Origin of the sequence: Streptomyces sp. NPDC059668, from assembly GCF_042734135.1 — a bacterium.
GTDB lineage: Bacteria > Actinomycetota > Actinomycetes > Streptomycetales > Streptomycetaceae > Streptomyces.
In genome coordinates this window covers 122798-136454 of the sequence record NZ_JBHWEL010000015.1, presented here as the reverse complement: position 1 = coordinate 136454, position 13657 = coordinate 122798, and the positions used below count along the sequence as shown (strand labels likewise).

Sequence of the window (13657 nt, the reverse complement as noted above, 5' to 3'; positions counted from 1 at the left end):
TCACCCTCCTAGTCCACTTCTTGCCCCCCCCTCTGTTGGGCGGCGGGGGGGGGTGTGCCCCCCCCGGGGGGGGGGGGGGGGGGGGCTCACCACCCCCCCCCCCCCCCCCGCCCGTTGGCCAGTACCTGGCCGGATGGAGCTCCCTGAGGCTACGAAACCACCGCCGCATCCGGCGACTTGGAGACGCGCTGCGCGTCCCCTTCGTCGTCCTGGTCGCCCACGGCGATCCCGCGTCGCTTGGAGATGTACACCGCGACCACGATGACGAGCAACGAGAGGACCGCGATCAGGATGCGCAGAGCGAGGTTCTTGTCGTCGCCGTACGAGAACTTGACGACCGCCGGCGCGATCAGCAGCGCCACCAGGTTCATCACCTTCAGGAGCGGGTTGATCGCGGGTCCCGCGGTGTCCTTGAAGGGGTCACCGACGGTGTCGCCGATCACCGTGGCGGCGTGCGCCTCGCTGCCCTTGCCGCCGTGGTGACCGTCCTCCACGAGTTTCTTCGCGTTGTCCCACGCGCCGCCGGAGTTGGCGAGGAAGACGGCCATCAGCGTGCCGGTGCCGATCGCGCCCGCGAGATACGAGCCGAGCGCGCCGACACCGAGTGTGAAGCCGATGGCGATGGGCGCCAGGACGGCGAGCAGACCCGGGGTGGCCAGCTCCCGCAGGGCGTCCTTGGTGCAGATGTCCACGACCCGCCCGTATTCGGGTTTCTCCGTGTAGTCCATGATCCCGGGGTGCTCGCGGAACTGCCGCCGCACCTCGTAGACCACGGCCCCCGCGGAGCGCGAGACGGCGTTGATCGCGAGGCCCGAGAAGAGGAACACGACGGCCGCGCCGGCGATCAGGCCCACCAGGTTGTTGGGCTGGGAGATGTCCATCATCAGGTTCAGCGGCGCGCCGGGCCCGGAGACCTTCTCGCCCACGTCGTTCGCGGCCGACAGGATCGCGTCCCGGTACGACCCGAAGAGCGCCGAGGCCGCGAGGACGGCCGTGGCGATGGCGATGCCCTTGGTGATGGCCTTGGTGGTGTTGCCCACCGCGTCCAGGTCGGTGAGCACCTGGGCGCCCGCGCCCGTGACGTCGCCGGACATCTCCGCGATGCCCTGGGCGTTGTCGGAGACCGGACCGAAGGTGTCCATGGCGACGATGACGCCGACCGTGGTGAGCAGGCCGGTGCCGGCGAGCGCCACGGCGAAGAGCGCCAGGGTGATGGACGCGCCACCGAGCAGGAAGGCCCCGTACACGCCGAGACCGATCAGCAGCGCGGTGTAGACGGCCGATTCGAGACCGATGGAGATACCGGCGAGGACGACGGTGGCCGCACCGGTGAGCGAGCTCTTGCCGATGTCCCGGACGGGACGGCGGGTGGTCTCCGTGAAGTAGCCGGTCAGTTGCTGGATCAGGGCGGCCAGCACGATGCCGATCGCGACGGCCACCAGCGCGAGGATCCGCGGATCGCCGCTCTTCGCCTTGATCGCCGCGTCCGTGACGCCGTCCAGGCCGGAGTACTTCCCCGGCAGGTAGACGAAGACGGCCACCGCTACCAGCACCAGCGAGATCACCGCGGAGACGAAGAAGCCACGGTTGATCGCGGACATGCCGCTGCGGTCCGAACGGCGGGGCGCCACCGCGAAGATGCCGACCATGGCCGTGAGGACGCCGATCGCGGGCACGATCAGCGGGAAGGCGAGCCCGGAGTCCCCGAACGCCGCCTTGCCGAGGATCAGCGCGGCGACGAGCGTGACGGCGTACGACTCGAAGAGGTCCGCGGCCATACCGGCGCAGTCTCCGACGTTGTCGCCCACGTTGTCGGCGATGGTCGCGGCATTGCGCGGGTCGTCCTCCGGAATGCCCTGCTCGACCTTGCCGACCAGGTCGGCGCCGACGTCGGCGGCCTTGGTGAAGATGCCGCCGCCGACACGCATGAACATGGCGATCAGCGCGGCGCCGAGGCCGAATCCCTCCAGGACCTTCGGCGCGTCGGCCGCGTACACCAGCACCACACAGGAGGCGCCCAGCAGACCGAGCCCCACCGTGAACATGCCGACGACGCCGCCCGTACGGAATGCGATCTTCATGGCTTTGTGCGAGACGGCGGTGAGATCCTTTTCGGGTTCACCCGCCGCCGGGGTCGCTTCCCGTGCGGCGGCGGCCACGCGGACATTGCTCCGGACGGCGAGCCACATACCGATGTATCCGGTGGTCGCCGAGAACACCGCGCCGATCAGGAAGAAGATCGACCTTCCGGCACGCTGATTCCAGTCGTCCGCGGGCAGCAGCATGAGCAGGAAGAACACCACGGCGGCGAATACCGCCAGGGTGCGCAACTGCCGTCCCAGGTAGGCGTTCGCGCCCTCCTGGACCGCTGCCGCGATCTTCTTCATGCTGTCGGTGCCCTCGCCGGCCGCGAGCACTTGTCGTACCAGAACCCCGGCGACCGCAAGGGCCGCCAGCGCGACGACGCCGATGACCATCACGATCAGACGGTTGTCGTCGGTCAGGACTGCGGCTGCGAAGGTTGTGGGATGGTCAAACTGATGAGGGGTAGAAAGCCCCGCCATTCGTCCTCCTTGACGCTTGGGCTGAGCTCAAGATGTGGACGGATTGTAGGTACCGGAACCTGATCAAAACAGTACGCGGTAAACGGAATTCGCCTTCACATCCCCGTCAGCAAATGATCGACGGGCGTTCACAGGACCCAAAAGAGGTAATGCCCCAAAAGCGTTGACCCTTGATCAAATAATCGCGTGATTGATCGTGAACGAATTCACGAAAGGCGCGTGCAGTCATCTCACCTGCCCGGGCGCAAGAAAAAGGGCCCTGCGAGGCAGGGCCCTTCATGTGATGAGTGTGTCTTGTACGTGTCCTGCTACGAGGGGGACATCAGGGTACGAGCGTGACCGGCGGCGTGGTCGGCCAGCTCATCCTGATCAGTCCACCGTGCTCGTCGGCGCTGACCTCCACGTCGTCGACGAGGCCGCTGATGACCGCGAGGCCCATCTCGTCCTCCTCGGCGTCCATGTCGGCATCGCCGCGAGACGCTCCGGGCGCCGTCTCACCGGGCGCCGAACGCGGCGCCTCGTCGCCGACCTCGATGGAGAACTGCTTCTCCTCCTCGATCAGCGTCACCCGCACCGGCGCCGAGATGCCGCTGCTCTGGTGCAGTCCGACGGCACGGCTGCAGGCCTCGCCCACGGCGAGTCTGACCTCGTCGAGGGCGGCCTCGTCCACTCCGGCCCTGCGCGCCACCGCTGCCGCCACCAGTCGGGCGGTCCTGACGTGCTCGGGCAGCGCGCTGAAGCGGAGTTCAACGGTGGCCATGCATCCCCCTCACCTACGGGCGTGCTGTCAGGGGGCCGGGCCGCCGAGGCCCGGTCCCCCTCCATTGCTTCTACCGTCTCGGACGCCACGCTTCCGTGGCGCCCCGCGACGGGGTCAGTCGGTGGCCGCTACCGCTTCCTCGACCGAGGTGTGGATGGGAAACACCTTGGTGAGACCGGTGATACGGAAGATCTTCAGAATGCGCTCCTGGTTGCAGACCAGTCGCAGCGAGCCCTCATGGGCACGCACACGCTTCAGGCCGCCCACCAAAACGCCGAGCCCGGTGGAGTCGAGGAAGTCCACGCCCTCCATGTCGACGACAAGATGGAAACTGCCGTCGTTCACCAGCTCGACCAGCTGCTCACGCAGCTTGGGCGCGGTATATACATCGATTTCGCCACCGACCTCGACGACCGTACGATCGCCGACGGTACGGGTCGACAGGGACAGGTCCACGGATCCTCCAGCACCTTGCTATCGAGCGGTCGCCCCAAGGGACACCTCGGCAGAGCCCCCGGGACGGTTCGCCAGCCGCGATGGCATTCAATCACTTACCGGCAGGCGTGCACGACGCCTTGAGCCCATTGTCCGTCACGCCAGTGACACACTCGATGCCGATGGCCAAGAATCACCGATCCGATCGAACCTCGGCGGACACCGCTTCGCGCCCCTCTCCGGGCACGGTCCTGGACCGGCTCGCCTCGGGGCCGAGCCGGGCTTCGCGCATCACTCATACGGAGCACTTGCCCCCGCGGGCGGGTCGCCATGCCGTATGGCCCGACCGGATCCGATCGGAGGTCGTCGCCGCCGTGCAGGCCGTGGGGATCGACCACCCCTGGGCCCACCAGGCACTCGCCGCCGAGCACGCCCTGGACGGCGAATCCGTGATCGTGGCCACCGGCACGGCCTCCGGCAAGTCCCTGGCATACCTCGTGCCGGTCCTCACAGCCCTCCTGGAGGGCTCCGAGGCGCCGAACGGCCGGGGGGCCACCGCGCTCTACCTGGCGCCCACAAAGGCCCTTGCAGCCGATCAGCGCCGCGCCGTGAAGGAACTTTCACAACCTCTGGGCAACGCGGTCCGCCCGGCCGTGTACGACGGGGACACCCCGGTCGAGGAACGCGAGTGGGTCCGCCAGTACGCCAACTACGTCCTGACCAACCCCGACATGCTGCACCGCGGGATACTTCCCTCCCATCCCCGCTGGGCCTCCTTCCTGCGTGCCCTGAAGTACGTCGTCATCGACGAGTGCCACACCTACCGCGGCGTCTTCGGCTCCCACGTCGCCCAGGTGCTGCGCCGACTGCGCCGCCTGTGCGCCCGCTACGGATCCTCACCCGTCTTCCTGCTGGCCTCCGCGACCGCCGCCGAACCCTCCGTCGCCGCCCGCCGCCTGACCGGCCTCCCGGTGGTCGAGGTCGCCGACGACGCCTCCCCGCGCGGCGAACTGGTCTTCGCCCTCTGGGAACCCCCGCTCACCGACCTGCACGGCGAGAAGGGCGCGCCCGTCCGGCGTACCGCCACCGCAGAGACCGCCGACCTCCTGACCGACCTGACCGTCCAGGGCGTACGCTCGGTCGCCTTCGTACGGTCCCGGCGCGGCGCCGAACTGATCGCGGTGATCGCCCAGGAGCGGCTGGCCGAGATCGACCGCTCACTCGCCCGGCGCGTGGCGGCGTACCGCGGCGGCTACCTCCCCGAGGAACGCCGCGCCCTCGAACGCGCCCTGCACTCGGGCGAACTCCTCGGCCTCGCCGCCACCACCGCCCTCGAACTCGGCGTCGACGTCTCCGGACTGGACGCCGTCGTCATCGCGGGCTACCCCGGCACCCGGGCGTCCCTGTGGCAGCAGGCGGGCCGCGCCGGGCGCTCGGGGCAGGGCGCGCTGGCGATCCTGGTCGCCCGCGACGACCCGCTGGACACGTTCCTCGTGCACCACCCCGAAGCCCTGTTCGACCAGCCGGTCGAATCCACGGTCCTCGACCCCGACAACCCGTACGTCCTCGCCCCGCACCTGTGCGCCGCGGCCTCCGAGATCCCCCTCACGGACGAGGACCTGGAGCTCTTCGGCCCGGCCGCCGCGGATCTGCTGCCGCAGCTGGAGGCCGCGAAGCTGCTGCGCCGCCGGACGAAGGCCTGGCACTGGACGCGCCGGGAGCGGGCCGCCGACCTGACCGACATCCGCGGCGAGGGCGGCAGCCCGGTGCAGATCGTCGAGGCCGGAACGGGACGGCTGCTCGGCACGGTGGACGCCGGCGCCGCGCACACGACGGTGCACGAGGGCGCGGTCCATCTGCACCAGGGCCGTACGTACCTGGTGAGACACCTGGACCTGGAGGACTCCGTCGCACTGGTCGAGGAGGCCAGCCCGCCCTACTCGACGGTCGCCCGCGACACGACCGCCATCTCCGTCCTGGAGACGGACACCGAAATCCCCTGGGGCGAGGGCCGGTTGTGCTACGGCTCCGTCGAAGTCACCAACCAGGTCGTCTCCTTCCTGCGTCGCCGAGTCATCACCGGTGAGGTCCTGGGCGAGTCGAAGCTCGACCTCCCTCCGCGCACGCTGCGCACGCGTGCCGTGTGGTGGACGGTCACCGAGGACCAGCTGGACGCCGCCCGCATCGGGCCGGAGATCCTCGGCGGCGCCCTGCACGCCGCCGAACACGCGTCGATCGGCATGCTCCCGCTGTTCGCCACCTGTGACCGCTGGGACATCGGTGGCGTGTCCGTACCGCTGCACCCCGACACCCTGCTGCCCACGGTCTTCGTCTACGACGGTCACCCCGGCGGCGCGGGCTTCGCCGAGCGCGCCTTCCACACCGCCCGTGCCTGGCTCACCGCCACCCGTGAGGCCATCTCCTCCTGCGAGTGCGAGGCCGGCTGCCCGTCCTGCATCCAGTCCCCCAAGTGCGGCAACGGAAACGAGCCGTTGCACAAACGGGGTGCCGTCCGGCTGCTCACCGAACTGCTGCGGGGAGCGCCGCGGGAGTAGTCACCGGGTCCACCGGCGTGGCGGGGCCCGCTCTGGACCTGATCTCCACGGCGAACGGGCCCGCACCCGACACGGCCGTGACGTCCGAGATCTCGCCCTCCACCACGCACCGCGCCAGCCGGGCACGCTGGGCCCGGGCCACCCGGTCCGCCGCGGCGCAGGCCGCCGGGCTCCCGTCCGTCCAGTGGTCCGCTGCGGCGAGCGCGGCCAGATCGGCCGCCCCCGCCGCGCGATGGCGCACCACGACCACCTGCCCCATGGCCAGGACAGCCCCGAAGACGGCACACAGCAGGGCGATCACCCCGACCGCCCACACGGTGGCCGACCCCCGGTCCGACGCACCCGTGGAAGCCGTCCGCCTCCTCACCCGGGCGACGACCCTTGTGACAGCCCTCGTGTCAGTGCTTGTGACAGCCCTTGTGGCCGTCAGAGGGGCGTGCGGGGGCCGGAGAAGGGCGCGGGGCCGGGTAACTCCGTGGAGGAGGCCCGGAAGGGTGTTCGGGGATCTTGAAGGGGTGCGCACGGGCCCGGACCAGGGGCGCGGGAGCCGGGAGGTGTCGGGCAACGGCCGGAGTCGGACGCGCGGCGCGCTACGACCTCGTGCCATCCCCGGTCACCCCCACGGTCTCCTCCGAGAGGGCCACGGCCACGTCGCTCAGCTCCAGGGACAGCGCGTCGGGACCCGGCGCGCTCGCCGTGACCTCCACCCGGACCAGATCACCCGTCCGGCTCACCGTGACCCGGGCCCCGTCCGGCGCCGCGCGGCGGGCCGTCGCCAGGACCGTCTCGGGCGGGTCCTGGCGGGCCGCCGAGCGGGCGCCGGCCCTCGCCGCGTCCACGCACCGGATCTGCGCGGACGCGGCGAGCAGGGCCCACACCAGCGCCATTCCGACGAGCACCAGCGAGGGCAGCACCACCGCGGCCTCGGCGGTCACGAATCCACGGTCGCCGCCGCGAGCCGGACCGCTCCCCACCGGCTCACGTCGGGACATTGAGCGCCCGCCCCACGATGTCCTGCAACTCCGAGCTGACCTGACCGCTCGTCACCACCTTGTAGAGCACGGCCGCGAAGGCCACCGCCGCGATGACACCCACCGCGTACTCGGAGGTGACCATCCCGGCGTCCCTCCGCGCCGCCAGACCGCGCATCCATGCCCGCACCCGCACGCGTACCGTCCTGTACATCTCAACCCCCGTGGGTTCGATCCTGCTGATCACTTGTCTCGTGGCGTCACCCGACGCCTGCCGCCGGCCGTCCGGCCGGTCATCCGCCACCACCTCCCAGCACCCCGTCCGCCAGCCCGATCACCACGGGCAGGACACCGATCGCCAGGAACGCGGGCAGGAAGCACAGCCCCACGGGCACGGTGACCATGACGGCCGCCCTGCGTGCCCGTGCCGTCGCGCTCCGCCCCCGTTCGGCGCGGGCCTCGGTGGCGAGTCGCCCGACCGGCACGGCCGCCGGTACCCCCGACTCACCCGCCCGCTCCAGCAGCCGGGCCAGACCCCCGGCTCCCGGTACCGACGCCAACCTCCGCCACGCCTCGGCCGGTTCGCCTCCGAGCCGCACCTCCGCCGCTCCCCGGGCGAGCCGCTCCCCGACCGGCCCGCCGAGGGCCTCGCCCACGGCCCGGGCCGCCGCCACGGGATCCGCCCCCGCCGCGATACAGGCCGCCACCAGGTCGGCGGCGAGCGGAAGCTGCCGGGCCGCCCGCGCCACGTCGTACTCCTGCACCGGCCCTCGCCCACGCCGCCGGCGCCACCGAACGATCCCGAGCCCGGCGACCAGACCGGCCACGACCCCGGCCGGCCCTCCGACCAGCACCCAGCCGGCACACACGGCACCCGCGGGCGCCAGCCACCGCCGCGCCGCGCCCCCGACGTCGAAGCGCCGTCGCTCCGGCTCCCTCCGCAGGTCCAGCAACTCGGCCAGCCGCCCGCGCACCCGCCGCTCGTGGCGCACTCTGCCGAACGCCCGCACCAGCCACCCGAGCGCCAGTGCCCCGCACCCGAGCGTCCCCAGCCTGTGGAGGATCTCCTCGCTCATACCGCCTCCGCTCCCTTCACGATGCGCAGCGCCCACCAGAGGCCCACGCCTTCCAGCACCCCACCGACCAGCAGACAGCCCAGGCCCGGCCCGCTGTGCAACAGCACGTGCAGCGGATCCGCGCCCAGCGCCGTGCCGAGCAACAGCCCCAGGACCGGCAGCCCCGCGAGCATCACCGCCGTGGACCGCGACCCCGCCAACTGGGCTCTCAGGTCGGCCCGCTGGTCGCGCTCCGCGCGCAGTGCCCCTTCCAGGCGGTCGAGCCCCGCCGCGAGACCCGCACCCCGGTCCACGGCCACCCGCCAGCAGGCGGCGAGCCCCACCAGCCCCTCGGCCCCCGGCTGCCGTGCCGCGTCGGTCAGCGCGTCCGGCACGTCCCCGCCGAACCGCGCCGCCGCCAGTACCGCCGCCCGCGCCTCGCCGAGGCCGCCCGAGTCGTGCGCGGCGTTCAACAGCGCCTCGCCCGGCTGCCGTCCGGCCCGCACCTCACCGGCGAGCGCCCCGCACAGGGCGATCACCGCATCGCCCCGGCGCTCCCGCTCCCGGTCCGCCTCCCCGGCCCGCCGTACCCGCCGCAGCAACGGCACCCCGGCCGCGCCGAGCAGCAGCGGCACGACGGAGGCACCCAGCAACGCGACCGCCGTCCCGGCCACCAGCGCCCACCCCTCGGGCCGCAGCCGCCCGCGCAGCCGCCGGCATCCGGCCCGCGCCCTCTCCCCCGCCGGCGGCCCGGCCACCCCCGTGCCGCCCGCGCACACCAGCCGCGCTCTACGTGCTCCCGAGTCCCAGCCGCCCACCAGCCAGGCCGCCGCCCCGGCACACGCCATGGCCGCCCCCACCGACATCCCGCCCGTCCCCGTCACCACGGTCCGCTCCCCTCGCTCCCCTCTCGGAGCAGCCCCCGCAGCCGCTCCCAACCGGGCTCGTACGCGAACGCCCGTGCACCCCATCGCAGCGCCGGCACCGTCACCACCAGCCCCGACGGATCGCGCTCCAGGACGTGCACTTCGGCGATGCGCCGCTGCCCGGTCCGGTCGCGTACGAGATGCAGGACGACCGACAGCGCCGCCGCCAACTGGCTGTGCAGGGCCGCCCTGTCGAGCCCGGCGGCGGTGCCCAGGGCCTCCAGGCGGGCCGGCACCTGCGCCGCCGCGTTCGCGTGCACCGTTCCGCAGCCGCCCTCGTGACCCGTGTTGAGCGCCGCCAGCAGCGACACGACCTCCGGGCCGCGCACCTCGCCGACGACCAGCCGGTCCGGTCTCATGCGCAGGGCCTGGCGGACCAGGTCCTGCAGTGCCACGAGCCCGGCGCCCTCCTGGTTGGCGGGCCGCCCCTCCAGCCGGACCACATGGGGATGGTCGGGTCGCAGCTCCGCCGAGTCCTCGGCCAGCACGATCCGCTCCCCCGGGCCCACCAGTCCCAGCAGCGCGCTCAGCAGCGTCGTCTTGCCCGAGCCGGTGCCCCCGCTGATCAGGAAGGACAGCCGGGCCTCCAGCAGGGCCCGCAGCACTCGGTCCCCGCCGGGCGGCACCGTCCCGGCGGCCACCAACTCGCCGAGCGTGAACGCACGCGGTCGTACGACACGCAGCGACAGGCAGGTGGAACCGACGGCGACCGGTGGCAGCACCGCATGCAGCCGGGTGCCGTCCGGAAGCCGGGCGTCGACCCAGGGGCGGGCGTCGTCGAGCCTCCGTCCGGCCACGGCCGCGAGACGCTGCGCGAGGCGTCGTACGGCCGCCGCGTCCGGGAAGGAGACGGCCGTCAGCTCCAGACCGCCGCCCCGGTCGACCCAGACCCGATCGGGCGCCGACACCAGGACGTCGGTGACCGACGGGTCGGCGAGCAGCGGCTCCAGAGGTCCGCTGCCGACCAGCTCGGAGCGCAACTGCCGGGCCGCTCCGAGCACTTCCGCGTCACCGAGGACGCGGCCCTGAGCGCGCAGGGCCTGTGCCACGCGTGCCGGTGTGGGCTCCGAACCACTCTCGGCGAGCCACTGCCGCACACCGTCCAACAGCTCCGTACGCCCCACGCGCCCCATGCGTCCCACGGCTCCTGACGGCCCGTCCCTCCCGCCCGGCCCCAGGGACCCCGCATGTCCACGCGGTCCCGGCGAGCCCGTCGGTCCGGGCGGTCCGGGCGGTCCGGGCGATCCCGACCGTGTTGGCGAACCCGACCGTGTCGGCGGTCCCGACGGTGCCGCGCGCCCCGTCGGCCCAGTCGGTGCCGTGCGCCGGGCCGGCTCGACCGGTGCTGTCCGTCGGGCCGGCCCCGTCGGAGCCTCGGCTCGGCCGGGCGTCGTGGAGCCGATCCCGGCCGCGGCTCGGTGTGTCCCCGCGTCGCTGTTCCGGTTCACGCGCCCCCGCCCTCCCTCGTCACTCGCTCCCAGAAGGCGGTGCAGAACCGGGCGAGCGGCCCCCGTGCCGCTCCCCCGGGTGGCACGCCGGCGTCCGGCGGCGGGGATTCGGCGGGTACTTCACCGACCAGGGGCAGCCCGAGCAGCCGGGCCACCTCTCGGTCGTCGAGACCCGGAGCGTAGGGACCCCGGACCGCCACCCGCAGATCGCGCAGGACCATGCCGACCGCGGACGCCACCCGTCCCGCCGCCGCGATCGCGCGCAGGTCGGCGGGGACCACCAGCACTCCGAGGTCGAGCTGGGCGAGGGCCTCCGCGACACCGTCGTCGATGCGGCGGGGCAGGTCCACGACCACCGCACCGCCCCGCCGTCTGGCCGCGGCCAGCACAGCGCGGACCGCCTGCGACGGAATGACGACGGAGTCACCGCGGTCCCAGCTGAGGACGCGCAACGCGTGCAGTTCGGGCAGGGACTCCTCCAGCGCGCCGCCGCCGACCCGGCCGCGGGATGCCGCGAACGCGGGCCAGCGCAGGCCCTCGACCGCCTCTCCGCCGAGCAGCACGTCGAGTCCGCCACCCAGCGGATCGGCGTCCACGAGCAGGGTGCGGCGTCCCTCGCGCGCCGAGGTGAGGGCGAGCGCGCAGGCGAGCGTGGACGCACCCGCTCCGCCCCGGCCGCCGATGACGCCCACCGTGAGCGCGGGCCGGCCCACGCCCTCGGCCACGTCGGCGATGCGGTCGACCAGCCACTGCTCGCCGTCGGGCAGCATCAGGACATGGTCGGCGCCGATCTCGACGGCCCGCCGCCAGACGCCCGAGTCGTCCTGGTCCCGCCCGACCAGTACCACCCCGCGCCTGCGCACGGCCCCGCGCACCCGCCGCGCGGCGTCGTCGCCGACCAGCACCAGCGGTGCCGCCTCCCAGCTGCCTCCGCGCTCCGGCACACCGTGGTGCACCTCCGGCCTCGCACCCGCCGCCGCGCACAGACGCAGCAGGTCATCGAGGAGTTCGACGTCCTCCGTGACGATCAATGGTCCGCCCTGCCGCCCGTCGGCGGCGGGTGGCACGTCGTGTGTGATGGCTCCCGCCACGATCTCCAGCCCCCTTCGCTGCTTCTTGCGCGGAGCCCGCAGGATTCCCTGCGGACCCGCGATTCCCGCCCGTGTGGAGAACCGGCGAGCGGCCTCCCTGTGAACGGCCGTGACGAACCGGCCGAACGCGTCCCACAAACGGAACCGGCCATGAACTCGCCGTGAGGAACTCGCCGCGAGCGGGACGCGCTGGAATCACGGTGCAGCGATCCGGGAAATCGTGTGGATCTTGGTCGATAACTGTGGACAACTCAGTGGTTGTGAATATCGCCTTCACCCATAGCGGAAGCTCGTGCGCGACTTTCGCAGAGCAGCACAACGACTACGCACAGTGACGGATCACGAGCATGCCAAAGGGGCCGCCGAAGCGGTGGCAACAGGGTTCCGGGGTCGCGCAAGAGGGGGTGAAAACCCATCCGGACATGCGACGACCCCCGCCGGGGGGGAGAGCGGGGGTCGTCCCCACGGCCGACTCGGGGGGGGAGGAGTCGGACCGGGTTAGCACGGTCGCGAACGATCCGTGACTTCCATGGTGTACCCGAGAGGCCTCTCAGGCAAACCCACGCGCACCACACTAGCCCGAATGGCGGGCGCCTATGCTCGAGCTCGTGGAAAACCACTCCTTGCCTCGCACGGCAGCCTTCTTTGACCTGGACAAGACGGTCATTGCGAAGTCGAGCACGCTCACCTTCAGCAAGTCGTTCTACCAAGGCGGACTGATCAACCGGCGGGCCGTCCTGCGCACCGCGTACACCCAGTTCGTGTTCATGGCGGGCGGCGCGGACCACGACCAGATGGAGCGGATGCGCGCCTACCTGTCCGCGCTGTGCCGCGGCTGGAACGTCCAGCAGGTCAAGGAGATCGTCGCGGAGACGCTGCACGACCTGATCGACCCCATCATCTACGACGAGGCCGCCTCGCTGATCGAGGAGCACCACACCGCCGGACGTGACGTCGTGATCGTGTCCACGTCGGGGGCGGAGGTGGTCGAGCCCATCGGGGAGCTGCTCGGCGCCGACCGCGTGGTGGCCACCCGGATGGTCGTGGGCGAGGACGGCTGCTTCACCGGGGAGGTGGAGTACTACGCCTACGGGCCGACGAAGGCCGAGGCGGTGAAGGAGCTGGCCGCGTCCGAGGGGTACGACCTGGCACGGTGCTACGCGTACAGCGACTCGGCGACCGACGTCCCGATGCTGGAGTCCGTCGGACACCCCCACGCGGTGAATCCGGACCGCACGCTGCGGCGCGAGGCGGCCGCGCGCGGGTGGCCCGTCCTGGACTTCCACCGCCCGGTGCGGCTCAAGCAGCGGCTGCCCGCACTGTCGGTTCCGCAGCGTCCGGCGCTCGTCGCGGCCGCGGCGATAGGAGCGGCGGCGGCCACGGCGGGGCTCGTCTGGTACGCGAGCAGGCGGCGCGCCACCGCGGTGTGAGGGTGCGACGCGGGCGGGGCGCCACGCACGCGTGCGGCGCAATTCCCGCCCGATTCGCAGGCCTTTGAACCTAAAAGTAAAGAAGTGCAGCCAGGGGTTCCGCTTCCTCCGGACCTGGAGTACAAAGGGTTTAACGGCCCGCGAGACCAAGGACATCCGAAAGGATCACCTTAAAACTCAACCAAGGCCCCACGGACCGAGCATGTGCACCAGGCACCCACGCGACGTCGACCCGTCGATTACGGGCCAGCCGCACCAGGTGACGGGCAGCAGTTCCCGACCTGATGGGCAACACATCGAGGACGCTTGGTAACCCGGTGAGCGTGCCAGCGGGGGGTCGAGAACAACGCCCCGCCCCCCCCCCGGACAGAAACCGCCCCGCCCCCCCCCGACACGCCCCCCCACCGGCCGGCCCCACGCCC

The 13657-nt window shown here is 72.3% G+C and carries 12 protein-coding genes; 2 read left to right on the top strand and 10 right to left on the bottom strand.

The features are described from left to right. Window positions 1–149: 149 nt before the first annotated feature. From ACFV2J_RS14510 to bldG, 3 genes are all read right to left on the bottom strand, one after another. A complete protein-coding gene (locus ACFV2J_RS14510) occupies window positions 150–2564 on the bottom strand; it encodes a sodium-translocating pyrophosphatase (RefSeq protein WP_385082152.1) in 2415 nt (804 codons plus the stop codon). Window positions 2565–2886: 322 nt separating this feature from the next. After that, window positions 2887–3324, bottom strand: coding sequence for an ATP-binding protein (locus ACFV2J_RS14505; protein ID WP_385082151.1), 438 nt, complete (start codon window positions 3322–3324; stop codon window positions 2887–2889). Window positions 3325–3438: 114 nt separating this feature from the next. Continuing rightward, window positions 3439–3780: an anti-sigma factor antagonist BldG gene (gene bldG / locus ACFV2J_RS14500; RefSeq protein ID WP_003975386.1), complete on the bottom strand. Its 342-nt coding sequence runs from the start codon at window positions 3778–3780 to the stop codon at window positions 3439–3441. An 80-nt stretch (window positions 3781–3860) separates the two neighbouring features. On the opposite strand from bldG, the gene ACFV2J_RS14495 reads away from it, so the two are divergent. Next, window positions 3861–6314 carry a DEAD/DEAH box helicase gene (locus ACFV2J_RS14495; protein WP_385082150.1) on the top strand — a complete coding sequence of 818 codons (2454 nt, stop codon included), beginning with the start codon at window positions 3861–3863 and terminating at the stop codon, window positions 6312–6314. Here ACFV2J_RS14495 and ACFV2J_RS14490 read toward each other — a convergent pair. The 7 genes from ACFV2J_RS14490 to ssd all read right to left on the bottom strand — a co-directional run bounded on the left by ACFV2J_RS14490 (window position 6280) and on the right by ssd (window position 11805). Beyond that, window positions 6280–6681 (bottom strand): Rv3654c family TadE-like protein, encoded by a 402-nt coding sequence (locus ACFV2J_RS14490; protein ID WP_385082149.1) that lies wholly within the window; start codon window positions 6679–6681, stop codon window positions 6280–6282. The two genes, ACFV2J_RS14495 and ACFV2J_RS14490, sit on opposite strands and share 35 nt — an antisense overlap. Before the next feature lie 223 nt (window positions 6682–6904). Then, window positions 6905–7306 (bottom strand): TadE family type IV pilus minor pilin, encoded by a 402-nt coding sequence (locus ACFV2J_RS14485; RefSeq protein WP_385438804.1) that lies wholly within the window; start codon window positions 7304–7306, stop codon window positions 6905–6907. Then, window positions 7293–7499: a DUF4244 domain-containing protein gene (locus ACFV2J_RS14480; protein WP_385082145.1), complete on the bottom strand. Its 207-nt coding sequence runs from the start codon at window positions 7497–7499 to the stop codon at window positions 7293–7295. Before ACFV2J_RS14480 ends, ACFV2J_RS14485 begins: the two co-directional genes overlap by 14 nt. Before the next feature lie 79 nt (window positions 7500–7578). Next, window positions 7579–8361, bottom strand: coding sequence for a type II secretion system F family protein (locus tag ACFV2J_RS14475; RefSeq protein WP_385082143.1), 783 nt, complete (start codon window positions 8359–8361; stop codon window positions 7579–7581). Next, the gene (locus tag ACFV2J_RS14470) at window positions 8358–9224 is read right to left on the bottom strand and encodes a type II secretion system F family protein (protein ID WP_385082153.1); all 867 of its coding nucleotides are present in this window, start codon (window positions 9222–9224) and stop codon (window positions 8358–8360) included. The genes ACFV2J_RS14475 and ACFV2J_RS14470 overlap by 4 nt, the downstream gene beginning before the upstream one ends. Next, a complete protein-coding gene (locus tag ACFV2J_RS14465) occupies window positions 9221–10399 on the bottom strand; it encodes a TadA family conjugal transfer-associated ATPase (protein ID WP_385438799.1) in 1179 nt (392 codons plus the stop codon). Before ACFV2J_RS14465 ends, ACFV2J_RS14470 begins: the two co-directional genes overlap by 4 nt. A 311-nt stretch (window positions 10400–10710) precedes the next feature. Beyond that, window positions 10711–11805 (bottom strand): septum site-determining protein Ssd, encoded by a 1095-nt coding sequence (gene ssd, locus ACFV2J_RS14460; RefSeq protein ID WP_385095964.1) that lies wholly within the window; start codon window positions 11803–11805, stop codon window positions 10711–10713. A 596-nt stretch (window positions 11806–12401) separates the two neighbouring features. On the opposite strand from ssd, the gene ACFV2J_RS14455 reads away from it, so the two are divergent. Beyond that, window positions 12402–13235 (top strand): HAD family hydrolase, encoded by an 834-nt coding sequence (locus ACFV2J_RS14455; protein WP_385095967.1) that lies wholly within the window; start codon window positions 12402–12404, stop codon window positions 13233–13235. The last annotated feature ends 422 nt before the right edge of the window (window positions 13236–13657 follow it).